We start from the raw sequence: 25,217 nt of genomic DNA, 5'->3' as shown, positions 1-25,217 counted from the left end.
GAGTCCGTGAGGGATCACATATTTAGCTGGTTGAGCAAAGAGATCATTCCAGGCCGTACTTAATTTTACTGTCCACCTGAGGCTGTGGTTTGCTGAAAAGATACCCTTGCACCAGCTCGCACCCCAAAGCCTGAAGACGCTCAAGCTGCTCTTCGGTCTCAACACCCTCGGCAATAACACCCATGTTAAGGCTTTTAGCCATCCCGGTAATAAGCTTTACAATATTAAGCGCATCGTCTTGCGTAGATATCGGATTGACAAAAGATTTATCGATTTTGATTTTATCAAAATTCAGTTCACTGAGTCGTGAGAGCGATGAGTAACCCGTGCCAAAATCATCGATGGAAATTCTTACGCCCAATGAGCGTAGCTTTTTGAGAATGGTAATAGGATTATTTCTGTCGCTGAAGAGTGATGACTCTGTGACCTCTAACTCAAGACGGTTAGCCGGTAGCCCGGTCTCTGTCAGAACGGACTGCACCGTACTAATAAATGATTTGCTGCCCAACTGGACAGGCGAGACGTTTACGGAGATCCTCGCCGGAACCGCCCAGGAGACCGCTTCCCTACAGGCCAGTTTGAGTACGGTTTTGCCTATCTCGTTGATCATGCCCGTTTTTTCAGCAGCGAAAATAAAGCTATCAGGTGAGAGCATTCCTTTTACAGGATGCATCCAGCGAATCAGCGCTTCATAGCCGTAAATTTCCTTGCTGATGGAATTCACAATAGGCTGGTAATAAACAATAAACTCATTGTTCTCTATCGCCTTGGCCATATCGTTTTCAAGCGTTCTGCTCTCCTGCAACTTCTGAAGCATTCGCTGGCGGAAAACTTTAATCTGCTGTGAGCCTGCCTTTTTGGCCTCATAGAGCGCCAGATCGGCAAACTTATAAAGATAATCAGCGCGTCGTTCATTATCTGATAAAACAATGCCCACGCAGGTGGCAATTTTTATGAGCTGATTATTAATTGTGTAGGGCTTGCTGATATTCTCGCTGATTTCTCTTGCGCGCGAAACGGCTTCGCTTTCGGTTAATCCGCTGGCTAAAAAAGCAAACTCGTCTCCGCCTAAACGGTAAAAGGTGTCTGAAATACTGCTCATGGCAGTCAGTCGTCTGGATACCTGGCGTAACAGTAAGTCGCCAGCATCATGACCATAGGTGTCGTTGACCTCTTTGAACCGGTCTAAATCAAATAACATCACCGTGACGGGAATATGATTTTCCTCGGCCTCAAGATTAAGTCTGCTGAGATCATCCCAGAAGTAGAGGCGGTTTTTCATGCCGGTGAGGGAATCATGGTAAACGTCATACTCCAGTTTTGAATTCTGAACCTGTAGGGTCTCTTTGGATAACTGGAGTTCTTCTGCCAGACTTTCAACCTGCCTGTGCGCTTTCAGGATATTTTTATTTTGATAAATTGTTAAAAAGCCCAGAATAATACTCAGGATGATCAGCAGTAAAGAGAGAGCGGAGTAAATATAATACAGGATCTGTATTTTATGGTTGGTACTGTTAATCGTGCTAATATCTTTCGTTAACGCGCTTGATGATAGCTGGCTGAGCGGAGCGTCCAGTAAATGCATGGTATGCAGGTATGTTTTTACGTCCGAATGGCTCATTTTTTCGAGGTTACCATCCAGATAGGCAAGTATTTGATCGAGTCTTAACGCGAGGTCACGATGCGCCTGAACGTTTTTAACGTAATGCCCTAAATCCCCCTCCTTAAACAGATCGTTCTGGCTTAGCATAATTTCCAGGCGCATGCGGACCTGGTCTATCGTAACGTCATCGGAATCGGTTGCGTACAGACCTAGCCATGATTCAAAGCGATAATATTCGGATACCAGTTGGGCGACAGACCATGACTCCGTGTAATGAGTCAGTTTTTGGAGCTCCTGCTGTCGATCGTAAACCAGAAAAGCAATATATCCAGTCGTGATAAAAAGAGAAAAAATGATACCAACCAGTATCCTGTTCATTATGTTCTCCTGAACTGCTATTCAATCTTCATCTTGCTGACCTGCCATGCCGAGCGCGAGTAATATATTTGGTTATTTAATTCAGGAAGACTGTCATAAGGATATACGATGAATGCTGGGCCTTTATCGCGAATGCGCATATATTCGCCATTAACCTTTAAAGCGAGTATTGCATTGTATTTTTTGAAGTCGCTGAGCGGGATGGCTGTCGCGTAATCATTAAGCGCAATAACATTGACCACGTTACCCTTGGCACCCACATAATCCATGAGTTTACTCATCGGAACACCCTCAAACTTAGTGCGGCCATTGTACCAGGGGGATGATGTCTGGAAGCTCACCATGCCGAGTTTTTCAAGGCTGGCGATATCAAACACGGCTTTTCCACTTTCATTCGTGTTCTCGATATTACCGTAAATGGTTAAAATGGGTTTACCAGCAGGTTTTGGCAACTCAGCAGCCAGGGTGACGCTTTGCACTAAAAAGCAGCACAGCATTAGGATTAATCGCATTTCAGCCTCCACGTTTTATCATAAGTATAAGAATTATAATTTAGTTATCCTACTAGTTTATATATTTTCTCTCTCCCCAGGTTTATCCATCATGGGCAGGATGTAAAAACGCCACCCGTCGGGTGGCGCAGGGGTATTTCGCGATTATTTGGCTGAGCAAAAAAACGTTCACACGGGGAAAGATATAAATCAGAGTGTCAACAGGATGGATTGATGGTGCGCCGGTCCATACACTCGTTAGCCCGCCTCCAGCATCCCAAAGCTGACAATCCGCGAGCGCCCCAGCTCTTTCGCCCGGTAGAGCGCAACGTCCGCCGCGCGCAGCAGGTTATCGCCCTGGGCGTGCTGCGGATAGCTGGCGATCCCGATCGACACATCCACCGGGCCAATCTCCGAAAGCCCGTAGCGTAGCGAAAGGGCATGCACACCGTTGTAGATCTCCGTTGCGGCGGCGTGCGCTGCCTCCTCATCCGCACCGGTAAGAAGCGCGAGAAACTCTTCGCCACCGTAGCGGAAGGCCAGTCCGGTATCGTGCACCGTCCGTTGAATAATGGATGCCACGCTTTTGATCACCAGATCGCCAGCCTCATGACCAAAGCGGTCATTAATGCTCTTGAAGTGATCGATATCGATCATCAGGCAGCTTACCGGCTCCTCGTTACGCACGGCCTGTTTCATTTGAGTACGTAACGTATCTTCCAGATGGTGGCGATTACGCAGCCCCGTCAGGGGATCGAACAGGGCTTTTTCCAGCAGCGCATCGCGCAGCCGCTGGTTGGCCAGCGCCAGTCCCAACGCCTCGGCCATCAGTTCCAGATAGGCGCGGGACGGCGCGGTTTCAGGCGTGATGTTCTGGAATGAGAGCAATCCAATCGCCTCGCCCTGAGCAATTAAGGGTACACACAGCGATTGCTGTGCCTGTGATTCAGGCAGATGATAACAGCCGATATCCGGCTCGCCGTTCACCGGCGGATGGCTTTGACCACGCCGGACGGCCCAGCATTCGTCAGGATGGAACGGCTTTTTATCCCCTTCGGGCGACAGCCATTCGGCCGCACAGCGCATCTGCCAGGGATCGCGTTCCAGAATATACAGACGCCCGGAAACGCCCGGTGCGATATTGGGCGCAAACAGCTCCGCCACGTTCATCACGTCGGCAAAGTTTTCACAGCCCTGCAACCGCTGGGTCATTCGCGCCAGCAGTTCGCGGATGGCCCAGTCAGCATCGCGCTCTTTTTCCAGCCGCTGCCTTGCCAGACCGTTCTCGCGGAAGATACGGATGGCCTGCGCCATATCGCCGATTTCATCAACCTGGGTAAAGTTCGGCGTTTCGACGGCGTAATCCTGCGATGCCAGACGGTGCACCACGTCACTCAGACGCACCACCGGACGGAGTACGCGGCGCTTGAGGATAAAGCCCATCACAAACAAGAAGAGCAGGGCAGTCAGGCCGACCATCACCTCCGAGGCAGTTCGAAGCGTTTTGGATGTTTTGGTTGCGGCCTGCACGTCGGCAATAATGCGCTTGTCCAGCAGCATGCGAAAGCGTTCGATATTGTTGTGTGCCCATTCGAGTTCCCGCTCATAGCTCTTACCAAAAAGCAGCGTAACGGCCTGCTGTTCCTCGCCCCGGGCGATGCCGTCAATGGCTGACTGCTGTTCATCCTGGAGTTCGTCTACAATTTTCAGTCCGTCGTACAGCAGCGCCAGCTCTTCACCCGATGCCCCGGTGTTTTTGAGCTGTCGCAGCGTGTGTTCAATATTTTTTAGCTCGGCTTCTTTCGCCTGATATTTCTCAAGCACCTCGGGCTCTTTTTGGATGACGTAAAGTCGCGCCAGATCGGAGAGCATCCAGGTGTCTGTCTCGATCTCCTCCGTCAGCTGATCGAAGACCTGGCGTTGTTTAACGGCTTCACGTTCGATGTTATCGGCATGGGAAGCCATCAGCATGACGATGCCGGAGGCAATGGTCAGGCACACCGTGACGCCATAAGCCCAGTTTGTGATCGTGGCGATTCGCACCTGTTGGTTTCCTCTGCGACAAAAATGAAAGAGCGTTCATTCAGATTATAGAAAACCGCTAATTTATGGCGAAAAAAAAGGCGACCTGGGGCCGCCTTTCAGAACGTCTGCTTTAGAGATCCGGAGGGTTTCTTCCCTCTTCGATAAAGTCTGCGTCAAGCTCCTCGGCATTGCCTTCGTGATCGCGCCCGGAGAAGAGGTTCCAGCAGGCGATAAACAGGGCGGCAATCAGCGGCCCAATCACAAAGCCGTTAATCCCGTACAGCTCCATACCGCCCAGCGTGGTGATCAAAATCAGGTAGTCCGGCATTTTGGTGTCTTTGCCCACCAGCAGCGGACGCAACAGGTTGTCCACCAGCCCGACGATAATGACGAAGAAGCCCACAATGAACAGGCCCTGCCACAGCTGGTGGGTGGCAAACAGGAAGATGGCGGCGGGAACCCAGACGATGGCCGACCCGACGGCAGGCACCAGAGAGAGGAATGCCATCAGCGCGCCCCACAGTACGCTGCCGTCAATGCCCACGATGGCAAAGGCGATACCGCCGAGCGTACCCTGAACCACCGCCACGACCGCCGTGCCTTTTACCGTGGCGCGCGACACGCCGACAAACTTAGCGAACAGGTGCTGTTTGGCGAAGTCAGACAGCGGCAGCGAGTCGAGGATCTGGCGCACCAGATACGGCCCGTCCTTCAGCAGGAAAAACAGCAGATAGAGCATTATGCCGAAGCTAATAGCAAAGCCGAATGTCCCTTTACCAATCAGGAACGCGCTGCCCGCCAGATACTGTCCGCCCTGTAACGCGACATCGGAAAGTTTTTTCTGGATCTGCGCGGCGTTGGTGAGGTTGTGATCCGCCAGGAAGCCGCTGGCCCAGTCCGGCAGGCGGTTGAAGATACCGGCGATCACTTCCGGGAACTGCGTATTGTTCTGTTGCAGCTTGGTGTAAACCATGTTCAGTTCCACCGCGAGCGATGAAAGGATCACCATCAACGGAATAAACACAATCAGGCAGATAATGCCGAGAGTGAGGAGTGAAGCCAGCCCGTTGCGATCGCCCAGCGCGGTACGCAGTTTGTTTTTCACCGGGTTGAAAATGATGGTCAGGATCGCGGCCCACAGAATCGCCGAGAAATAGGGAGACAGCACGTCAAAGAAGGCCCAGGTAACAAGGGCCAGGATAAGAATAAAGAAACCTTTGGTCAGTCCGTTAAAGCGCATAGTAAGTCCTGGTGAAGAAGAAACTGTGTCGACTATAGAACTGATTTAGGGATTTACCAATAATTGCGCTGAAGTCGCGGCGGGTGGCTTTTTGTTAACAATCGCGGTATAACACCTCTTCTTTGGATGTTTAGATGTCCATACGTTTAGAAGGTAACATGCAAACACAACAAGAAAACGGGCAGCTTAAGCGCACCATGAAAACCCGCCACCTGATTATGCTCTCGCTGGGTGGCGTTATCGGCACAGGGTTATTCTTTAATACCGGATACATTATTTCGACAACCGGTGCGGCAGGCACGCTGCTGGCGTACCTGATCGGTGCGCTGGTGGTCTGGCTGGTGATGCAGTGTCTGGGCGAACTTTCCGTGGCGATGCCGGAAACCGGCGCGTTTCACGTCTATGCCGCCCGCTATCTCGGCCCGGCGACGGGGTATACCGTGGCGTGGCTCTACTGGCTCACCTGGACGGTGGCGCTGGGATCGAGCTTTACCGCAGCCGGGTTCTGCATGCAGTACTGGTTCCCGCAGGTTCCCGTCTGGACGTGGTGCGTGGTCTTTTGCGCGGTGATTTTTGGCCTTAACGTGATTTCCACGTGCTTTTTTGCCGAAGGGGAATTCTGGTTCTCGCTGGTGAAAGTTATCACTATCGTCGCCTTTATTATTCTTGGTGGCGCGGCCATCTTTGGCTTTATCCCGATGGCGGACGGCTCTGCCGCGCCGGGGCTGAGCAACATTACCGCCGAAGGCTGGTTCCCGCACGGCGGTCTGCCGATCCTGATGACCATGGTGGCGGTCAACTTTGCCTTCTCCGGGACGGAACTTATCGGCATCGCGGCAGGGGAGACGGAAAATCCGCACAAGGTCATTCCGGTTGCTATTCGCACCACCATCGCGCGGCTCATCATCTTCTTTATCGGCACCGTGTTTGTGCTGGCGGCGCTGATCCCCATGCAGCAGGCCGGCGTGGAGAAAAGCCCGTTCGTGCTGGTGTTTGAAAAGGTCGGCATTCCCTATGCGGCCGATATCTTTAACTTCGTGATCCTGACGGCGATCCTCTCGGCGGCGAACTCGGGCCTGTACGCCTCTGGCCGTATGCTGTGGTCTCTGTCTAACGAGAAAACGCTGCCGCGCTGCTTTGCCCGCGTCAACAAAAACGGCGTGCCGCTGACGGCGCTCTCCGTGTCCATGCTGGGCGGCGTGCTGGCGCTGTTCTCCAGCGTGGTCGCGCCGGATACGGTGTTTGTGGCCCTGTCAGCCATTTCCGGTTTTGCGGTGGTGGCGGTGTGGATCAGCATCTGTGCGTCGCACTTCGTGTTTCGTCGCCGTCACGTGCAGTCCGGCCAGCCGCTATCCGCATTGCAGTATCGCGCGCCATGGTATCCGCTGGTGCCCGTGCTCGGCTTTATTCTTTGCCTGGTCGCTTGCGTCGGTCTGTGGTTTGACCCCACCCAGCGTATTGCCCTTTATTGCGGGCTTCCGTTTGTCGCCCTGTGTTATGGTGCGTACTACCTGACCCGAACTCTGACTACGCAGGAGCCTGAACATGTCGCAGAATAATCCGCTTACCGCCCTCCTTGAAAAACAGCCGTTTGTGGTGCTCGATGGGGCGATGGCAACGGAGCTGGAAGCGCGCGGTTGTAACCTTGCCGATAGCCTCTGGTCGGCCAAAGTGCTGATGGAAAACCCTGAACTGATCCGCGACGTGCACCTCGACTACTACCGCGCGGGTGCACAGGTGGCGATCACCGCTAGCTATCAGGCGACACCCGCAGGCTTTGCCGCTCGCGGGCTGGACGAAGCGCAATCCCGGGCGCTGATCGGCAAAAGCGTAGAGCTGGCGCGTAAGGCGCGCGAGGCGTATCTGGCGGAGAACCCACAGGCGGGCACGCTGCTGGTGGCGGGTTCCGTGGGGCCGTACGGCGCGTATCTGGCCGATGGTTCCGAGTATCGCGGCGACTACGTGCGTAGCGCTGAAGCATTTACCGCCTTCCACCGCCCCCGCGTGGAGGCGCTGCTGGATGCGGGCGCGGATCTCCTGGCCTGTGAAACGCTGCCTTCGTTCCCGGAAATCAGGGCGCTGGCCGCGTTGCTGACGGCGTATCCGCGCGCCCGGGCATGGTTCTCATTTACCCTGCGTGACAGCGAGCACCTGAGCGACGGAACGCCGCTGCGGGATGTCGTTTCTGCGCTGGAAAGCTACCCGCAGGTTGTCGCGCTGGGGATTAACTGTATCGCGCTGGAAAACACCACGGCGGCGCTGACGCATCTGCACAGCCTGACGTCGCTGCCGCTGGTCGTCTATCCGAACTCCGGGGAGCATTACGATGCGGTGAGCAAAACGTGGCATCACCATGGTGAAGCCTGCGAAACGCTGGCGGGGTATTTACCGCAGTGGCTGGCGGCGGGCGCGAAATTAATCGGCGGATGCTGCCGGACCACGCCGAAAGATATTGCTGCGCTGACGGTTCAGTGCTGAGGTCTTTGCCGGGTGGCGGCTGCGCCTTACCCGGCCTACAAATTGCACGAACCGTAGGCCGGGTAAGCGCAGCGCCACCCGGCACAAACCAACCGCACAAAATTCACTATCCTTTCCCGCTTTTTTTCTAAAAACGAATCGTCATTAGCGATGCTTTTTTATTCCTTTATCAAAATTCTCTCGCCGGAAATACTGCCCTTATAACAACAAGGGGAGCAGAGAGTATGGCTATTTCATCGCGGATCACATTACTCGGCGCGCTGGCGCTGTGGGCATTTCAGGCGCAGGCGGTGGACGTCACCGTGGCGTATCAGACTTCCGCGGAACCGGCGAAAGTCGCGCAGGCGGATAACACCTTCGCCAAAGAGAGCGGGGCAAAAGTCGACTGGCGCAAGTTCGACAGCGGCGCGGCGATTGTGCGGGCGTTAGCCTCGGGCGACGTGCAGATTGGCAACCTGGGCTCCAGCCCGCTGGCCGTTGCCGCCAGCCAGCAGGTACCGATTGAAGTCTTCCTGCTGGCGTCGCAGCTCGGAAATTCCGAAGCGCTGGTGGTGAAGAAAACCATCACGAAACCGGAAGAGTTGATTGGCAAGCGCATCGCGGTGCCGTTTATCTCCACCACGCATTACAGCCTGCTGGCCGCGCTGAAACACTGGGGCATCAAGCCGGGGCAGGTGCAGATCATTAACCTGCAACCACCGGCGATTATCGCAGCCTGGCAGCGTGGCGACATCGACGGGGCCTACGTCTGGGCGCCCGCCGTCAACGAGCTGGAAAAAGACGGCACCGTGCTGACCGACTCCGAAAAAGTGGGGCAATGGGGTGCGCCAACCCTTGATGTCTGGGTAGTGCGTAAGGACTTTGCCAAAAAACACCCTGAAGTGGTGAAAGCCTTCGCCAGAAGCGCCATCGACGCCCAGCAGCCGTACATCAATAACCCCGATGAATGGCTGAAACAGCCCGCCAACCTGGAGAAACTCTCACGACTGAGCGGCGTGCCGGAAGCAGACGTGCCGGGGCTGGTGAAGGGCAACACCTATCTGACGCCGGCTCAGCAGGCCCAGCAGCTGAACGGGCCGGTGAGCAAAGCGATTGTCGACACCGCAACGTTCCTGAAAGAGCAGGGCAAAGTGCCTGCGGTGGCGGCGGATTACAGCCAGTTCGTGACCGATCGCTTTGTGAAGTAAGGAGGCTGCGATGCTGAACATTACAAACCTGTCTGCCGATTACGGCGGCAAACCCGTCCTGGAAGAGATCAACCTGACGCTGGACAGCGGTGAACTGCTGGTCGTGCTGGGGCCGTCCGGCTGCGGGAAAACCACGCTGCTGAACCTGATCGCCGGGTTTGTACCGTATCAGCACGGCACCATCCACCTGGAAGGGAAACGGGTCACGGGGCCGGGCGCAGAGCGCGGCGTGGTCTTTCAGAACGAAGGGCTACTGCCGTGGCGAAACGTACAGGAAAACGTTGCGTTTGGTTTGCAACTGGCTGGCGTGGCGCGTGAACAGCGCCTGAGTACGGCGCGCGACATGCTAAAAAAAGTCGGGCTGGAGGGGGCTGAAAAACGTTTTATCTGGCAGCTTTCGGGCGGGCAGCGTCAGCGCGTTGGGATCGCCCGTGCGCTGGCGGCCAATCCACAGCTGCTGCTGCTGGACGAACCTTTCGGGGCGCTTGACGCCTTCACCCGAGAGCAGATGCAAACCCTGCTGCTGCGCCTGTGGCATGAAACCGGCAAGCAGGTGCTGTTAATTACCCACGATATCGAAGAGGCCGTGTTTATGGCGACGGAGCTGGTGCTGCTCTCTCCGGGGCCGGGGCGCGTGCTGGAGCGCCTGCCGCTTGAGTTTGCCCGACGCTATGTTGCGGGAGAACCGGTGCGCAGCATTAAATCCGACCCGCTGTTTATCGAAAAACGGGAATACATCCTGAGCCGCGTGTTTGAGCAGCGTGAGGCCTTCTCATGAGCATTGTCTTCAGTGAAAAACCGCGGCGGGCGCGCCTCGCCTTACGCTGGCCGTTCTCTCGCCGCATCGCCTTAAGCGTCGGCACGCTGGCGGTGTTGCTGGCGGTATGGTGGACGGTTGCCGCTCAGCAGTGGATCAGTCCGCTGTTTCTGCCGCCGCCAGGCCAGGTTCTGGAAAAATTGATGACCATCGCCGGGCCGCAGGGCTTTATGGATGCCACCCTCTGGCAGCATTTAGGCGCCAGCCTGGCGCGTATTCTGGTGGCGCTGCTGGCGGCGGTGATGATTGGCGTACCGGTGGGGATCGCGATGGGGCTGAGCCCGACCGTGCGCGGCATTCTCGATCCGCTGATAGAGCTTTACCGGCCCGTTCCGCCGCTGGCTTACCTGCCCCTGATGGTGATCTGGTTTGGCATCGGCGAGACGTCAAAGATCTTACTGATCTACCTGGCGATTTTTGCGCCGGTCGCGATGTCGGCCCTGGCTGGCGTAAAAAGTGCGCAACAGGTACGCATACGCGCGGCGCAGTCGCTCGGTGCCAGCCGCGCGCAGGTGCTGCTGTTCGTTATTTTACCGGGCGCGCTGCCGGAGATATTGACCGGGCTGCGCATTGGCCTTGGGGTGGGCTGGTCTACGCTGGTGGCGGCAGAGCTGATTGCCGCCACGCGCGGGCTTGGATTTATGGTGCAGTCGGCGGGAGAGTTCCTGGCGACTGACGTGGTACTGGCAGGGATCGCGGTGATCGCCGCGATCGCCTTTGGATTAGAACTGGGACTGCGCGCGCTACAGCGTCGCCTGACGCCCTGGCATGGAGAAATACAATGAGTGAACGTCTGACGATTACCCCGCTGGGGCCGTACATTGGCGCGCAGGTGTCGGGCCTGGACGTAACCCGTCCGCTGAGCGATAACCAGTTTGAGCAGCTGTACCACGCGGTGCTGCGCCATCAGGTGGTGTTCCTGCGCGATCAGGCCATTACCCCGCAGCAGCAGCGCGCGCTGGCCCTGCGCTTTGGCGACCTGCATATCCACCCGGTCTACCCGCATGCGGAAGGGGTGGAAGAAATTATCGTGCTGGACACCCATAACGATAATCCGCCCGATAATGACAACTGGCACACGGACGTTACCTTTATCGACACACCGCCAGCCGGGGCCATTCTGGCAGCAAAATTACTGCCAGAGACCGGCGGCGATACGCTATGGGCGAGCGGCATTGCGGCGTTTGAGGCGCTCTCCGCGCCGTTCAAGACCCTGCTAAGTGGCCTGCGGGCAGAGCATGATTTTAAAAAATCGTTCCAGGAATATAAGTACCGTAAAACGGAAGAGGAGCATCAGCGCTGGCTGGATGCGGTCGCAAAACATCCGCCGCTGCTGCACCCGGTGGTGCGTACCCATCCGGTGACGGGTAAGCAGGCGCTGTTTGTGAACGAAGGGTTCACCACGCGCATTGTGGACGTAACGGAAAAAGAGAGCGAGGCGCTGCTCAGCTTCCTGTTTGCGCATATCACGAAACCGGAATTTCAGGTGCGCTGGCGCTGGCAGGAGAACGATCTGGCGATCTGGGATAACCGCATCACGCAGCATTACGCCAATGCTGATTACCTGCCGCAGCGAAGGATTATGCAGCGGGCGACGATCCTGGGGGATAAGCCGTTTTACCGTCCATAACCCGTCGTTTCCGCAGTTCATGCAGGCCGGGTAAGGCGTAGCCGCCACCCGGCAATGGGCTACAGATGGGCCTCAATGTATCGCTGATAGCGGTTCGCCTTCAGATAGCACAAATCCACCAGCACCAGCCCGTCAACGCAATTATTGAACGCCGGATCGCTGCCGAAATCGATAAACTGCACGCCGCCTGGCTCGCATAGCTCGGAATACTGTTTATAGAGCGGCGGAATGCCGCATCCCAGATTGCCCAGCAGGGATTTCAGCTTTGTCAGGTCGTCCACGTAATCCACTCCGCCAAACTGTGCCAGCACGTCCGGAAGCGAGGCCGGATAGGGTTGACGCGAGGCGGCTAAGGGATGGCTGGCCGGAAACCAGAGGCGATAAAACGCCACCAGCAGATCCCGTGCGGCAGGCGGTAAGCCGCCGGAGATAGACACCGGGCCAAACAAATAGCGGTAGTGCGGATAGCGCGCCAGATAGGCGCCAATGCCTGACCACAGATAGTCCAGACCGCGACGTCCCCAGTAGCGCGGCTGTATAAAGCTGCGCCCCAGCTCAATGCCGTGCTCCAGTATGTCCTGCATTTTTTCGTCGTAGTGGAACAGGCTGTAGCTGTACAACCCGTCAACGCCGCGCTTTTCAACCTGCATCGCCGTCGGCATAAAGCGATACGCGCCGACAATCTCCAGATCGTCATCATCCCAGAGGATCAGGTGCAGATAGTCATCATCGTAGCTGTCCATATCCCGGCGCTTGCCGCTGCCTTCTTCCACGGCACGAAAGGCAATCTCGCGCAGCCGTCCCAGCTCGCGCAGAAGAGGTGCCTCCTCCTGCCCGTTGCGCTGCCACAGGTAGATGGTTTTACCATCGCTGGTTTTGCCCAGACACTCGGCCTGCGCCAGTTCGCGCTTCAGCGTGGCCCGATCTTCCGGGCGGGCAATGGCGCACTGGGTTTTAAAGACGCCAGGCAATCCCTTGCCAAGTCGTATCACGTGCTGACGGCACTGCTCGGCCATTTCACGCGATGAAAGGGTAGCGCTAAACCTGTCATTCCAGGCAATCTGCTGGCCGATTTTGATCGGCAGCTGGCTGTGACGACGGCGAAACATCTGTTGCATCAGCAGCAGCATGGATACCGTGGGCGATACCAGCGTGCTGGCATAAAACAGCAGGCTGTTGTGCGCCTGAATATGTACCGGGAGTAACGGCACCCGCAGTTTGCTGGCCAGCTTGATAAAGCCCGGATGCCATTTTTTATCGCGGATGCCTTTGCGCGTTGGGCGGGAGACTTCGCCCGCCGGGAAGAAGATCAGCACGCCGGCGTTTTGCAGGTGCTGCTCCATCTGTATCAGCGAGGCTTTTGCGGTTTTTCCGCCCATATTATCCACGGGGATAAACAACGAACTGAGGGGCTCAAGGTGGGACAGCATCCGGTTGGTGACAACCTTGACGTCGCGGCGTACGCGCGAAACGGCGTACAGCAGCGCCAGCCCATCCAGGGTGCCGGTCGGGTGGTTAGCTATCACAATGAGTGGGCCGTGTTCGGGGATTTGTTCAAGATCGCGGGCGGAAACGGTGCAGAGAATATCAAGGTGTTCCAGAACCTGCTCCACCATATCCAGCCCTTTCAGGTGACGGTGGCGGGCGGCAAACTGCTGAAATTCGTCTTCGTGGAGCAGTCTTTTTAACAGACTTTTTTGCCAGGGTGCGGGCCTCGCCTGAGGCCAAAGGTCATCAAGAACGCTGTCGAGACTAAACATTGATCACTCCTCCTGCCGTCTTGCCCAGACAGTAGAAGGAGGAGATGTCGGTTGTATTGCAGTTTGGTGAAGATTAGCGGAGGATTTTTTTCTCGGCCAGATCCAGCGCGAAGTAGCTGAAGATCAGATCCGCGCCCGCGCGCTTGATCGCCCCCAGGCTTTCGAGGATCACTTTCTCTTCGTCGATGGCACCCGCCTGCGCGGCGAATTTGATCATCGCGTACTCGCCGCTCACCTGGTAAGCGCCCAGCGGCAGTTCAGTGCGTTCGCGAATGTCGCGCAGGATATCCAGATACGCGCCGGCCGGTTTCACCATCAGACAGTCTGCGCCCTGAGCCTCATCCAGCAGAGACTCACGAATCGCTTCGCGGCGGTTCAGCGGGTTCATCTGATAGGTTTTACGATCGCCCTTCAGCGCCGTGCCCGCCGCTTCACGGAACGGGCCGTAGAACGAAGAAGCGAATTTGGTGGAGTAGGACATGATGGCGGTGTCGGTAAAGCCTGCCGCATCCAGCGCCTGACGAATAGCCTGAACCTGTCCGTCCATTGCCGCCGACGGCGCAATGAAATCCGCACCCGCAGCGGCGGCAACCACCGCCTGCTTGCCGAGGTTCAGCAGGGTCGCATCGTTGTCCACGCCGTGATCGCACAGCACACCGCAGTGGCCATGAGAGGTGTATTCGCAGAAGCAGGTATCGGACATGACGATCATCTCCGGCACGCTCTCTTTGCAGATACGCGACATGCGGGCCACGAGGCCATCTTCCTTCCAGGCATCGCTGCCGGTGGCGTCGGTGTGGTGGGAGATACCGAAGGTCATCACCGAGCGGATCCCCGCGTTGGCAATGCGTTCAATCTCGCGGGCCAGATGCTTCTCAGGAATGCGCATCACGCCCGGCATCGCGTCGATGGCTTTGTAGTCATCGATCTCTTCTTCAACAAAAATCGGCAACACCAGATCGTTTAAGCTCAGTGTTGTCTCTTCAAACATGGCGCGCAGTGCGGGTGACTTGCGCAGGCGACGGGGACGTGCAATTAAATCGGTCATGGTATGCCTGATGTTTGTGGAACAAAGAGGTATAGTGTACCTGAAAGCGGGAAGCGGTGTTTTACTAAAGTTGTCTTTTAGATTTTCGAAATCGACTAATATTCTTCACATGTATTTTGTCTATATTATACGTCTTATTATGGGGTTTAACGTGGTGTGAAATATTGGCGAAGCTTCTATATTAGATGGAGGTTATAACTATTAATGATTTATTGTATTTTATGATAGGTATCGAACCGACCGAAGTGGTTTGCAATCAGTTGAATTTATAATATTTATTCATAATGATTGATATTGTGCTGGGTTTTTAAGCTTAGTTGTCTGGATACGGACTTAATTGAATCATTCATTGAACCTTTTCGAAGTGAAACTGCATAATTCTTTCCGCAATTAAACATTGCCAAATGATTTGATGGACAAACTTGCTTACGTCCCTGAGGAGGGATGACCCAATGCAAACATGGAAAAAGAAACTGGTTGTATCACAACTTGCATTAGCCTGCACACTGGCTATCGCTTCTCAGGCCAATGCGAAAGATATATCCGGCACGACCTATAATACTTTTGGATATGACAATACTGCGTCAACTCCCTGGTATTATGGTTATGCTGACTGGGATTATTCAGATGCCACACATGATGGTGACATTTATCCGGTCATCAATAAATCAACCGTAAACGGTGTTATTTCGACTTACTATCTGGATGATGGTGTCAATGGCCGTGCGAACGCGTTGAGTATTTCTAACAGCGCCATTAACGGCATGATCACGTCAGAATGTATGACCACGACGTGTGCAGATGGCGTGGATACCGACGGTACCACGCATTCCCAGTACGATCGTTTTAGCCTGACCGTTGATAACTCCACCATCAACGATGCCTACGAGCATTACGCGTATGATGTCGTCAATGGCGAGAATACTGAAACGCATTATCTGGACACCTATGGTCTGGGTAACGCGATCACTCTGGACGTTGAATCTGATATCGTTATTCAGAACAACTCCCACGTCGCGGGTATCACCCTGACGCAGGGTTATCAGGAACTGGATAACACTCCGTACGACGGCGTTGAAGGCGTTGCTAACAGCAGCAATGTCTTTACCGATACGCTGGTGGTGAAAGACTCCGTGCTGACCTCTGGTGCGTACAGCGATCTGGGCACCAACGGGTTCTACGGTCAAACGGCTAAGCCGAGCGACTACGGTGAAACCAACGCCTCGGCTGCGGATGATGCGGCGCTGATCGTTGCGGCCGGCGCGTCTGATAACGCCATGCAGACCACCGCGACCTTCGATCACTCTACCGTAACGGGTGACATTCTTTTCTCCAGCACCTTTGATAACAACTTCTACGAGAATGGCGATCCGGCAACGGATACCACTGAAGATGGCGTCTATAACCCAACCACCAACGGCTGGGACGGTACCGATACACTGGATGTTACGCTGACTAACGGCAGCAAGTGGGTCGGTGCAGCGCAGTCCAGCGTTGAAGCCATCGGCACTGCGCAGATGTATGGCCAGGGCTACAGCAACGTAGACTGGCACACGCTCTCCCCTAACAGCATCTGGCCTGGCTCGACCGTTGATACCAACGGACATGTAGTCGGTAATGAGGTGTATCAGAGCGGCCTGTTTAACGTGACGCTGGAGAACGGTTCCGAATGGGATACCCGCAAGATCTCTAACATCGACACCCTGGCGGTGAATAATCAGTCTCAGGTCAACGTTGAGAACTCAGGCCTGTTGGCTGACTCAATCACTCTGACCAACGGCTCTTCGCTGAATATCGGAGACACGGGTGGGGTTGCCACCGACAGCCTGTATCTGGACAGCTATAGCCGTGCGGCACTGACCGAAGAAACCGCTGGGCTGTATGCCAACACCATCACCGTGGACAACGGTGCAGATCTGGCGCTGGGTCTGGGTCAGGTTGATACGCACAACATGGTGCTCACCGATGGTGGTGTGCTCAACGTTGCCAGCCGCGATTATGTGCTGAACAGCGACCTGAACAACGCACGCTACATCACCAACGATCGTTACAAAGCGGAATACGACTATGGTGTTGTCGCGCTGAACTCTGACGGTCATCTGGCGGTGAACGGTGACGTTGCCGGTAACTATAAAGTGCGCATCGACGATGCCACCGGTGCAGGCTCCGTTGCTGATTACGAAAACAAAGAGATCATTCGCGTCTATGACAATAACGCGGATACCGCAGCCAGCTTTACTGCCGCAAACAAAGCCGATTTAGGTGCTTACACCTATCAGGCGCAGCAGAAGGGTGACACCGTTGTTCTCCAGCAGAAAGAGCTGACTGACTACGCCAACATGGCGCTGAGCATTCCTTCTGCTAATACCAACATCTGGAATCTGCAACAGGATACCGTGGGTACGCGTCTGACCAACAGCCGTCACGGCCTGGCAGATAACGGCGGAGCGTGGGTGAGCTATTTTGGCGGCAACTTTGACGCGGATAATGGCACCGTTAGCTACGATCAGGACGTAAGCGGCATTATGGTCGGTCTGGATACTCAGATCGACGGTAATAACGCGAAGTGGATCGTCGGTGGTGCGGCTGGTTTCGCGAAGGGCGATATCAGCGATCGTACTGGTCAGGTCGATCAGGACAGCCAGACTGCGATGATCTACGCGTCTGCGACGTTTGTGAACAACGTTTTCCTCGACAGCTCACTGAACTACACCCGCTTTAACAACGACCTCTCTGCTACCATGAGCAACGGTCAGTATGTTGACGGTGACACCACCTCTGACGCTGTTGGCTTCGGGATGAAGCTGGGCTATGACTGGAAACCAAACCTGTCAGGCTACATCACCCCTTACGCGGCGGTATCTGGCCTGTTCCAGTCCGGTGATGACTACCAGCTGAGCAACGACATGCGTATCGATGGTCAGTCTTACGACAGCATGCGTTATGAACTTGGCCTGGATGCGGGTTATACCTTCAACTACGGTGGCGAGCAGGCGTTAACGCCATACTTCAAACTGGCGTACGTGTATGACGATGCCGACAACGAGGCGGATATCAACGACGACAGCATTGATAATGGCGTGGAAGGCTCTGCGGTTCGCGTAGGTCTGGGCACCCAGTTCAGCTTCACGAAAAACTTCAGTGCTTACACTGATGCGACTTATCTGGGCGGCGGCGACGTTGACCAGAACTGGGGAGCAAACCTGGGTGTGAAATATACCTGGTAATACAGAAAGCGCGGGGGATTTTGCCCCCGCTTTTTTATGTACTTTAAAAATAATAAAGAACCGACATATACAGATGACTTGAGGTATGCATGAACGTTAATGCGAAACCACTTTCTGAATTAAGCCGGCTCATAAAGTGTCTGGAAGTCGCCGGTACCCCATTTAAGAACGAACCACAGCAATTAATAACTCCCGGCAATAATGATGATGAACCATTGACCTTTGTAATACAGTCCGGCATGACAGCCGTCCACCGTAAATCAGACGAATTACTGGTGGGTATTGCGCGAGCACCGTATATTCATGGTTTAAGTGCATGGATAAATGACAGCTATCTTGAATATTCTCTGATAGCACAAACACCTTGCGCCGGATTTTATTTACCAGCCTCTACTGCGTGCCAGCTTATTCAGGAAGCACAGCTTTGGCAAGAAGCTTTCTGCTGGCTGTCATGGCTAAATCATATACTGGGAAAACGTGATATACAGCTGGCCGGAAATAATTCCTACAGTCAAATACGGGCAATGCTGATCAATATGGCCGAGTGGGATGATACGCTACGTTCAAAAATTGGTGTTATGAATCATATTCAGCGTAGCACGCGTATTTCACGTTCGGTCGTTGCGGAAGTGCTGGCGGCGCTGCGACAGGGCAACTACATCAATATGAGCCGGGGCAAACTTATCAGCATCAACCGTTTGCCCACGGACTATTGAGATCAGTTAGAGGCCGTAAGAACCTGCGCTTTATTGGCGCTGAGCTCGGCCACCAGGTTATTTACGCCATCACTCATATTCACGAAGCGGGTGTTCGGCGACCGGGTGACTACCACAAAAGCGCCTACGTTCGATTGCGGAATCATCGCCATGTAGGTGATGAATCCGCCACCCCCACCGGTTTTCTGAATAATACCCGGGCGGCCCTCTTTTGGTGCCATGTACACCCAGCCCATACCGAGAGCATCGGCTTTACCGGGAACGTCCATACCGATGACGCGACGTAACTGGGCACGCTGGTAGATGAGCGTCTGCATCCGGTCAGCCTGATTGCTGCGCGCGTAAAAATCCGAGGAGAGGAACTGCTGCATCCAGCGCATCATGTCGCCGGGCGTTGAATAAACCCCACCGCTGCCGATGGCGGCCAGCGTGTTGTTACACGGGCTGGCCCCTTTTTCCGCCACCATCAGTCGCTTGCACTGGTCCGGAGATGGAGTGTAAGTGGTATCTTTCATCCCCAGCGGACGCGTGATCTGCTCTTCAAACAGTTGAGGGTAAGGCTTGCCTGATGCCGACGCTAAAGCGTCAGCCAGCAGATCAAACGCGAGGTTAGAATAGCCGGCCTGCGAGCCCGGAGCCGATTTCAGGGTAGCGGTGCTCAGGTAATTCCAGCGCTGTTCGCGGGTTGGCCAGACAAAAACAGGGCGATGCGCGGCACCACCAGGCTGTTCTCGCGGCAGGGCGCTGGTATGGGTCGCCAGGTTCACCAGTCTGATCGGCGTGCCCTGATATGTCGGCACGCGCGCGCCGGGTGGGGCATATTTGCTGAGCGGATCGTCGAGTTTCACCACGCCCTGATCGAGTAATTTCACCAGCATTTCACTGGTCATCAGCTTGGTTATCGACGCGACGCGGATGACGGAATCCAGCTGCGGGCGAACGTTATTTCCCGGTCGTGTTTCACCGAAGCTGCGAAACACCCGCTGGTTACCGTCGATCACGACCAGCGCCATTCCCGTCGCACCGCTGCCGTAATAAATCAGGTTCGCGTAGCGATCGGCAATGTCAGAGGCCAGAACCGGGGCCGTCAGAGGCTGGGCTGCCTGGGCGGTGGACAGGGTCACCGCACACAGCGCGGCGAAAGAGAGCAGACAACGTTTCAACGAAAAGCATCCATCAAGTGAATAAGGAGAGTTACGGGTATTTATACTACTAATCGGCGTCGGGCAATGGCCCGATTTGCATAACGATAGCGAGAAAAACGTAACCGTGGGTAAATTTGAACAATTTACTTGCGGCCAGACTCCCATTTTGTGACATCGACCGTATGATAGACGCTACGATTGCTGTTGCGAATGAAACGCACCGAAACAATTCCTGAAAACGGGAAAGCGAACTAATAATTCACCCGCAGGTCTGACTTTTTTGCCTGAGCCGGGCGGCTGGCACAGGCAAGGTTTCGCGTGGCGATATGTTGAACACAGCAACAGCCATAACAACAAGAAGGAAGCACAATGTTTAAGTCATTTTTCCCAAAGCCGGGGCCGTTTTTCCTGTCGGCATTTATTTGGGCACTGCTGGCTGTCATTTTCTGGCAGGCCGGTGGCGGCGCGTGGCTGACCCGTCTTACGGGGGCAACGGGCGAGATCCCCATTAGCGCAGCGCGCTTCTGGTCCATGAGCTATCTGCTTTTCTACGCTTATTACCTGCTCTGCGTAGGGCTTTTCGCCATGTTCTGGTTCATCTATTCTCCTCACCGCTGGCAATACTGGTCGATTCTCGGCACCTCGTTAATCATCTTTGTCACCTGGTTCCTGGTGGAAGTGGGCGTGGCGGTCAACGCCTGGTATGCGCCGTTTTACGATCTGATCCAGACGGCGCTGAGTTCGCCGCATAAGGTGACCATAAACCAGTTCTACCATGAGGTAGGGATCTTCCTCGGCATCGCCCTTATTGCCGTGGTGATCGGTGTGATGAATAACTTTTTCGTCAGCCACTACGTGTTCCGCTGGCGTACCGCGATGAACGAACACTATATGGCGCACTGGCAGCACCTGCGTCATATCGAAGGTGCCGCACAGCGTGTGCAGGAAGACACCATGCGTTTTGCCTCAACGCTTGAAGATATGGGCGTGAGCTTTATCAACGCCATCATGACGCTTATCGCCTTCCTGCCGGTGCTGGTGACGCTCTCGTCGCACGTTCCGGAGTTGCCGATTGTCGGGCATCTGCCATATGGCCTGGTGATTGCCGCGATTGTCTGGTCGCTGATGGGAACGGGGCTGCTGGCGGTCGTGGGGATCAAGCTGCCGGGGCTGGAATTTAAAAATCAGCGCGTGGAAGCGGCCTACCGTAAAGAGCTTGTGTATGGCGAGGACGATGCCAACCGCGCGTCACCGCCTACCGTGCGCGAGCTGTTTGGCGCCGTACGTCGTAACTACTTCCGCCTCTATTTCCATTACATGTATTTCAATATCGCACGCATTCTTTATCTTCAGGTGGATAACGTTTTCGGGTTGTTCCTGCTGTTCCCGTCCATCGTTGCGGGTACGATCACGCTCGGTCTGATGACCCAAATCACCAACGTCTTTGGTCAGGTTCGCGGTTCGTTCCAGTACCTGATAAGCTCCTGGACTACGCTGGTGGAGCTGATGTCCATCTATAAACGTTTACGCAGTTTCGAGCGTGAGCTGGACGATAAGGACTTGCAGGAAGTCACCCATACATTAGGTTAAAAAGGAATTGCTATGCCATTTGCCGTACCACGTGGATTACCGCTGACGTTACTCGCTGCCTTCGTGCTGGCGGGCTGTGCCGATAAAGGGGCCGCCCCGCTCAAAGAAGGCGAGAAGCCCGTTGATGTGGCAAGCGTGGTGCGGCAAAAAATGCCCGCCAGCGTGAAGGATCGCAGCGAGTGGGCTGATGCGCTGGCAACGACCTTCAAAAGCCAGAAAATCGCGCCTACCGAGGAGAATATCTGCTCGGTGCTGGCGGTGGCGCAGCAGGAATCGATGTATCAGTCAGATCCTGTCGTGCCTGGCCTGAACAAAATCGCCTGGAAGGAGATCGACCGCCGGGCCGAATCGATGCATATCCCGGTTTTCCTGGTGCATACCGCCCTTAAAATCACCTCGCCAAACGGTAAAAGCTACAGCGAACGGCTGGATAGGGTGAAAACCGAGAAACAGCTGAGCGCCATTTTCGACGACCTGATCAATATGGTGCCGATGGGGCAGAAGCTGTTCGGTTCGCTGAATCCGGTGCATACCGGCGGCCCGATGCAGGTCAGTATCGCATTTGCGGAAAAACATACCGACGGCTATCCGTGGGATATCGACGGTACGGTGCGTCAGGAAGTCTTCTCCCTGCGCGGGGGTCTGTGGTTTGGAACGTATCATCTGCTGAATTATCCGGCCAGCTACGATAAACCGCTGTATCGCTTTGCGGACTTTAACGCGGGCTGGTATGCCAGCCGAAATGCAGCCTTCCAGAATGCGGTGAGCCGCGCCAGCGGTGAGAAGCTGGCTCTGGACGGCGATCTCATTGCTTACGGCAGCAGCGAAGCGGGCACCACCGAACGTGCGGTGCGTAAACTCTCGACGAAGCTGGAGATGAGCAACAGCGATATCCGCCGTCAGCTGGAGAAGGGCGATAGCCTGGCGTTTGAGAAAACGGATTTGTATAAGCAGGTCTTTGCGCTCGCCGAGAAGAAAAGTGGGAAGGCATTACCACGAGCCATTCTGCCGGGCATACAGCTGGAAAGCCCGAAAATCACGCGTAACCTGACGACCGCCTGGTTCGCGAAACGCGTGGACGATCGTCGGGCTCGCTGTATGGGACTGTAATCAGCGGCGGTGGCGCCAGCGCAGGACGAGTGCAATGACGCCCAGCACCATGCTGCCCGCGAGGAAGGGGATGAGCCCGAACACGGTGCTCACGCCTAAACCGATTTCAACGCGCGGGCGGCCGGTATCCTGAACCTGCATCAGGTGCTCATACACGCCAGGAGCGTGCACCAGCATATTCAGCAGTTGGGTTCCAGCCCAGAAGCAAAACAGAACAAACAGGGCATAGGCAATGTTCCCCGCAGTGGAGGTTTTTGGTTGTTTTCCGCCAAAAATCGGTTTCGACAATGTAAAGTCTGCCATAAGACCTCCCGAAAATATCACTCTGTTTTATTACGCGTCGTACAGGGTGAGTGTGACAGGTCATAGCATTTGTCAATATCAGAATCGTGGGAAAGTCGGCTCAGGATTCCTCCTGGATTGTCGATTTATGCATCATGTCACAAATTGATAACATAAGTGAAACTGTGCTGCATTTCAGAATTTACGTATCCGCCACAGACGTCTTCAGTAAACTGTGAGAGGATGGTTTATTTCTGCCGGAGTTGTCATGAAGCTCACTTCCAAACTACGCCGTGACTGGCATTACTACGCCTTTGCGATCGGGCTGATCTTTATTCTTAACGGTGTTGTCGGGCTGCTCGGGTTTGAAGCGAAAGGCTGGCAAACCTATGCGGTAGGGCTGGTGACCTGGGTCATCAGTTTCTGGCTGGCGGGATTCATCATCCGTCGTCGTCCCGATGAGACGACGACGGCAGAGAACGTCGAGTAACCGTTAGTTCATCGAACTTTTCAGGGCGCTGTCAGCGGCGTGACGTTCCAGCGCCAGTTCAATCAGGCGGGTGATCAGTTCCGGATAGCTTATCCCGCTGGCCTGCCACAATTTCGGGTACATGCTGATATTGGTAAAGCCCGGCAGGGTGTTGATTTCGTTAATCACTACCTCGTTATCCGGCGTCAGGAACACGTCGACGCGCGCCATCCCGCAGCATCCCAGCGCCTGATAGGCTTCAACGGCGATCGCGCGGATCGTGTCGTTAACGTCGGGATCGAGCGCGGCGGGCACCACAACCTGGGCACCTTTGTCGTCAATATATTTGGTGTCGTAGGAATAGAAGTCACTGTTCAGAACCACTTCACCGCAGGTGCTCGCCTGGGGGAAATCGTTGCCCAGGACAGCGCACTCGATTTCGCGACCTTTAATGCCCTGCTCAACCACCACCTTATGGTCGAATTCGAAGGCCAGACGAACGGCATCGTTAAACTGCGCTTCGCTGGTCACTTTACTGACGCCCACGGAAGAGCCCTGATTCGCGGGTTTCACGAACAGCGGCAGGCCAAGCTGCGCCTGGATCTGCGCGAAGCTGTGTTTATCGCGGTTGGCACGCGTAAGCGTCACGAACGGCGCAACGTTCAGACCGGCGTCGCGCAGCAGACGTTTAGTGACGTCTTTATCCATGCAGGCGGCAGAGCCAAGCACATCGGAGCCGACAAACGGCAGGTTCGCCATACGCAACATCCCTTGCAGGGAACCGTCTTCGCCCAGCGTGCCGTGAACGATGGGGAACACTACGTCAATCTGTGCCAGCGCCTGCGCGTTCCCGGCATTAATAAGCTGTCCCTGTTCCACACCCGGCACCGTTGCGACGCTGATATCAGAAGGATTAAGGGCGATGTGCGCCGGATCGTCAGCATGTAGCAGATACTGGCTGGCATCGTTAACATGCCACTGGCCCTGTTTATCAATGCCCAGCAGCACCACGTCAAAACGGCTTTTATCAATCGCATCAACGATATTTTTAGCCGATTGCAATGACACCTCGTGCTCTGCCGATTTTCCCCCAAAGACAATACCTACGCGCTGCTTTGCCATCTCACTCTCTTCCAGTCTGACGAAAAGCCAATAACATACCACGATGCCCGGCGGGTTTCGCGGCCTTCTGCCATAATGTTTTAAGGGATGTTGAAGGGGGGCGCGTGAGAGGAAAAGGTCTGCTTATTCTTATCGTTATTGCCGGGATCGCCGCGGTGGGCTACCGCTGGTTGCCGCCGTATTACAATCCTTTCGTGCCGCTTACGCTTGACGATCCGCCCGGAAAAATAACCCAGTTTAAACTTCGGCGCTTAACGCCGCAGGCGTGCGAAAATCTGTTAGCGCAGGCGAATCAACGCCAGCTTATCCGTACCCAGGCTGTTGCTGACAGCGCCGGGGAGTGCCCGCTGAGTAACGTGGTGCGCGTGCGCGATTTTGGCCCGGTCAGCCTGAACGGCAGCTTTCTTGCCAGTTGCCCGCTGGCGTTAAGCTCGGCGCTGTTTGTCAGCCAGCAGGCCCGACCGCTCACCAAAACCTGGACGGGAAGCGAGCTTACGCGCATTGAACATCTGGGCAGCTTTGCCTGCCGCAATATCTATAGCCGCCCGGATGCGCGGCGCAGTGAACACGCCACGGCGGATGCGCTGGACATCAGCGCCTTCCGGCTGGCAAACGGACAGCGCGTTACCATTCTCAATGGCTGGAAAGCGGAAAAGACGCAGCCCTGGCTACAGGCGCTGCTGTCGGCAAGCTGCGGCTATTACGGTAACGGTCTGGGGCCGAACTATAATGCCGCCCATGCCAACCATTTCCATTTGGGGATGCGCGGATACGGATTATGTCGATGAAGCATAATCTTCCACCGAAAAGTGGATAAATTGTGACTTGTTTCACAAATATGATGACTGGGAAGATAAAACACCAAAGTCTGCAAGGCCGCATCTCTGGCGCTATGCCAT

Annotated in this window: 21 protein-coding genes; 12 read left to right on the top strand and 9 right to left on the bottom strand. The window is 55.0% G+C overall.

All coding sequences use genetic code 11. From position 1 onward, the window contains the following. Positions 1 to 43: 43 nt before the first annotated feature. The 4 genes from INF58_RS19050 to INF58_RS19035 form a co-directional block, all read right to left on the bottom strand. Positions 44 to 1,981, bottom strand: coding sequence for a bifunctional diguanylate cyclase/phosphodiesterase (locus INF58_RS19050; protein WP_193528303.1), 1,938 nt, complete (start codon positions 1,979 to 1,981; stop codon positions 44 to 46). A gap of 17 nt (positions 1,982 to 1,998) precedes the next feature. Then, a complete protein-coding gene (locus tag INF58_RS19045) occupies positions 1,999 to 2,493 on the bottom strand; it encodes a molybdopterin-dependent oxidoreductase (protein ID WP_193528302.1) in 495 nt (164 codons plus the stop codon). A 237-nt stretch (positions 2,494 to 2,730) separates the two neighbouring features. Beyond that, positions 2,731 to 4,515, bottom strand: a complete 1,785-nt coding sequence (locus tag INF58_RS19040; protein WP_193528301.1) for a diguanylate cyclase — start codon at positions 4,513 to 4,515, stop codon at positions 2,731 to 2,733. Positions 4,516 to 4,627: 112 nt separating this feature from the next. Further along, a complete protein-coding gene (locus tag INF58_RS19035; protein WP_063451743.1) occupies positions 4,628 to 5,737 on the bottom strand; it encodes an AI-2E family transporter in 1,110 nt (369 codons plus the stop codon). A gap of 158 nt (positions 5,738 to 5,895) precedes the next feature. Here INF58_RS19035 and mmuP point away from each other — a divergent pair, with 158 nt between their 5' ends. The 6 genes from mmuP to tauD all read left to right on the top strand — a co-directional run bounded on the left by mmuP (position 5,896) and on the right by tauD (position 11,849). Beyond that, entirely contained in the window at positions 5,896 to 7,296 is a 1,401-nt protein-coding gene (gene mmuP / locus INF58_RS19030; protein ID WP_193528300.1) for an S-methylmethionine permease, read from the top strand. Continuing rightward, on the top strand, positions 7,283 to 8,215 hold the full coding sequence (mmuM, locus tag INF58_RS19025) for a homocysteine S-methyltransferase (RefSeq protein ID WP_193528299.1): 933 nt from the start codon (positions 7,283 to 7,285) through the stop codon (positions 8,213 to 8,215). The genes mmuP and mmuM overlap by 14 nt, the downstream gene beginning before the upstream one ends. A gap of 224 nt (positions 8,216 to 8,439) precedes the next feature. Beyond that, positions 8,440 to 9,402, top strand: a complete 963-nt coding sequence (tauA, locus tag INF58_RS19020; RefSeq protein WP_193528298.1) for a taurine ABC transporter substrate-binding protein — start codon at positions 8,440 to 8,442, stop codon at positions 9,400 to 9,402. A gap of 10 nt (positions 9,403 to 9,412) precedes the next feature. Beyond that, positions 9,413 to 10,180 (top strand): taurine ABC transporter ATP-binding subunit, encoded by a 768-nt coding sequence (tauB, locus tag INF58_RS19015; protein ID WP_193528297.1) that lies wholly within the window; start codon positions 9,413 to 9,415, stop codon positions 10,178 to 10,180. Continuing rightward, positions 10,177 to 11,004, top strand: a complete 828-nt coding sequence (gene tauC, locus INF58_RS19010; RefSeq protein ID WP_193528296.1) for a taurine ABC transporter permease TauC — start codon at positions 10,177 to 10,179, stop codon at positions 11,002 to 11,004. Before tauB ends, tauC begins: the two co-directional genes overlap by 4 nt. Beyond that, positions 11,001 to 11,849 carry a taurine dioxygenase gene (tauD, locus tag INF58_RS19005; protein WP_193528295.1) on the top strand — a complete coding sequence of 283 codons (849 nt, stop codon included), beginning with the start codon at positions 11,001 to 11,003 and terminating at the stop codon, positions 11,847 to 11,849. Before tauC ends, tauD begins: the two co-directional genes overlap by 4 nt. Positions 11,850 to 11,908: 59 nt before the next feature. Here tauD and INF58_RS19000 read toward each other — a convergent pair whose 3' ends face one another. Continuing rightward, positions 11,909 to 13,609: a lysophospholipid acyltransferase family protein gene (locus tag INF58_RS19000; RefSeq protein ID WP_063869125.1), complete on the bottom strand. Its 1,701-nt coding sequence runs from the start codon at positions 13,607 to 13,609 to the stop codon at positions 11,909 to 11,911. Positions 13,610 to 13,682: 73 nt separating this feature from the next. Continuing rightward, on the bottom strand, positions 13,683 to 14,657 hold the full coding sequence (gene hemB, locus INF58_RS18995; protein ID WP_063869123.1) for a porphobilinogen synthase: 975 nt from the start codon (positions 14,655 to 14,657) through the stop codon (positions 13,683 to 13,685). A 452-nt stretch (positions 14,658 to 15,109) separates the two neighbouring features. Here hemB and INF58_RS18990 point away from each other — a divergent pair, with 452 nt between their 5' ends. Next, on the top strand, positions 15,110 to 17,884 hold the full coding sequence (locus INF58_RS18990; protein WP_193528294.1) for an autotransporter outer membrane beta-barrel domain-containing protein: 2,775 nt from the start codon (positions 15,110 to 15,112) through the stop codon (positions 17,882 to 17,884). An 89-nt stretch (positions 17,885 to 17,973) separates the two neighbouring features. Beyond that, complete coding sequence (locus tag INF58_RS18985; RefSeq protein ID WP_193528293.1) at positions 17,974 to 18,600, top strand: helix-turn-helix domain-containing protein; 627 nt, start codon at positions 17,974 to 17,976, stop codon at positions 18,598 to 18,600. A 2-nt stretch (positions 18,601 to 18,602) separates the two neighbouring features. Here the strand turns inward: INF58_RS18985 and ampH are convergent, their stop codons facing one another. Next, positions 18,603 to 19,763, bottom strand: a complete 1,161-nt coding sequence (gene ampH, locus INF58_RS18980; protein ID WP_063451732.1) for a D-alanyl-D-alanine-carboxypeptidase/endopeptidase AmpH — start codon at positions 19,761 to 19,763, stop codon at positions 18,603 to 18,605. 351 nt (positions 19,764 to 20,114) lie between these two features. Between ampH and sbmA the strand changes: the two genes are divergently transcribed. Together sbmA and INF58_RS18970 are read left to right on the top strand one after the other, a co-directional pair. After that, entirely contained in the window at positions 20,115 to 21,335 is a 1,221-nt protein-coding gene (sbmA, locus tag INF58_RS18975) for a peptide antibiotic transporter SbmA (protein WP_063451731.1), read from the top strand. 12 nt (positions 21,336 to 21,347) lie between these two features. Further along, positions 21,348 to 22,445, top strand: a complete 1,098-nt coding sequence (locus INF58_RS18970) for a DUF1615 domain-containing protein (protein WP_193528292.1) — start codon at positions 21,348 to 21,350, stop codon at positions 22,443 to 22,445. On the opposite strand, the gene INF58_RS18965 is transcribed toward INF58_RS18970, so the two are convergent. Further along, positions 22,446 to 22,748, bottom strand: coding sequence for a DUF2755 family protein (locus INF58_RS18965; protein ID WP_063451729.1), 303 nt, complete (start codon positions 22,746 to 22,748; stop codon positions 22,446 to 22,448). Positions 22,749 to 22,995: 247 nt separating this feature from the next. Here INF58_RS18965 and INF58_RS18960 point away from each other — a divergent pair, with 247 nt between their 5' ends. Continuing rightward, complete coding sequence (locus INF58_RS18960) at positions 22,996 to 23,217, top strand: DUF2754 domain-containing protein (protein WP_063869114.1); 222 nt, start codon at positions 22,996 to 22,998, stop codon at positions 23,215 to 23,217. Positions 23,218 to 23,220: 3 nt separating this feature from the next. On the opposite strand, the gene ddlA is transcribed toward INF58_RS18960, so the two are convergent. Further along, positions 23,221 to 24,318, bottom strand: a complete 1,098-nt coding sequence (ddlA, locus tag INF58_RS18955) for a D-alanine--D-alanine ligase (RefSeq protein ID WP_193528291.1) — start codon at positions 24,316 to 24,318, stop codon at positions 23,221 to 23,223. Positions 24,319 to 24,422: 104 nt separating this feature from the next. On the opposite strand from ddlA, the gene INF58_RS18950 reads away from it, so the two are divergent. Next, entirely contained in the window at positions 24,423 to 25,106 is a 684-nt protein-coding gene (locus INF58_RS18950) for an extensin family protein (protein ID WP_112791884.1), read from the top strand. Positions 25,107 to 25,217: the final 111 nt, after the last annotated feature.

Origin of the sequence: Enterobacter cloacae complex sp. P24RS (assembly GCF_014982165.1) — a bacterium.
Classification (GTDB): domain Bacteria; phylum Pseudomonadota; class Gammaproteobacteria; order Enterobacterales; family Enterobacteriaceae; genus Enterobacter; species Enterobacter quasihormaechei.
The sequence above is the reverse complement of the archived record's forward strand: the minus strand, read 5'-3'. Positions and strand labels throughout refer to the sequence as shown.

Coding starts and splice junctions, on each gene's coding strand:
- INF58_RS19050 (WP_193528303.1), bottom strand. CDS start 1,981: ATGAACAGGATACTGGTTGGTATCATTTTTTCTCTTTTTATCACGACT.
- INF58_RS19045 (WP_193528302.1), bottom strand. CDS start 2,493: ATGCGATTAATCCTAATGCTGTGCTGCTTTTTAGTGCAAAGCGTCACC.
- INF58_RS19035 (WP_063451743.1), bottom strand. CDS start 5,737: ATGCGCTTTAACGGACTGACCAAAGGTTTCTTTATTCTTATCCTGGCC.
- mmuP (WP_193528300.1), top strand. CDS start 5,896: ATGCAAACACAACAAGAAAACGGGCAGCTTAAGCGCACCATGAAAACC.
- mmuM (WP_193528299.1), top strand. CDS start 7,283: ATGTCGCAGAATAATCCGCTTACCGCCCTCCTTGAAAAACAGCCGTTT.
- tauA (WP_193528298.1), top strand. CDS start 8,440: ATGGCTATTTCATCGCGGATCACATTACTCGGCGCGCTGGCGCTGTGG.
- tauB (WP_193528297.1), top strand. CDS start 9,413: ATGCTGAACATTACAAACCTGTCTGCCGATTACGGCGGCAAACCCGTC.
- tauC (WP_193528296.1), top strand. CDS start 10,177: ATGAGCATTGTCTTCAGTGAAAAACCGCGGCGGGCGCGCCTCGCCTTA.
- tauD (WP_193528295.1), top strand. CDS start 11,001: ATGAGTGAACGTCTGACGATTACCCCGCTGGGGCCGTACATTGGCGCG.
- INF58_RS19000 (WP_063869125.1), bottom strand. CDS start 13,609: ATGTTTAGTCTCGACAGCGTTCTTGATGACCTTTGGCCTCAGGCGAGG.
- hemB (WP_063869123.1), bottom strand. CDS start 14,657: ATGACCGATTTAATTGCACGTCCCCGTCGCCTGCGCAAGTCACCCGCA.
- INF58_RS18990 (WP_193528294.1), top strand. CDS start 15,110: ATGCAAACATGGAAAAAGAAACTGGTTGTATCACAACTTGCATTAGCC.
- INF58_RS18985 (WP_193528293.1), top strand. CDS start 17,974: ATGAACGTTAATGCGAAACCACTTTCTGAATTAAGCCGGCTCATAAAG.
- sbmA (WP_063451731.1), top strand. CDS start 20,115: ATGTTTAAGTCATTTTTCCCAAAGCCGGGGCCGTTTTTCCTGTCGGCA.
- INF58_RS18970 (WP_193528292.1), top strand. CDS start 21,348: ATGCCATTTGCCGTACCACGTGGATTACCGCTGACGTTACTCGCTGCC.
- INF58_RS18965 (WP_063451729.1), bottom strand. CDS start 22,748: ATGGCAGACTTTACATTGTCGAAACCGATTTTTGGCGGAAAACAACCA.
- INF58_RS18960 (WP_063869114.1), top strand. CDS start 22,996: ATGAAGCTCACTTCCAAACTACGCCGTGACTGGCATTACTACGCCTTT.
- ddlA (WP_193528291.1), bottom strand. CDS start 24,318: ATGGCAAAGCAGCGCGTAGGTATTGTCTTTGGGGGAAAATCGGCAGAG.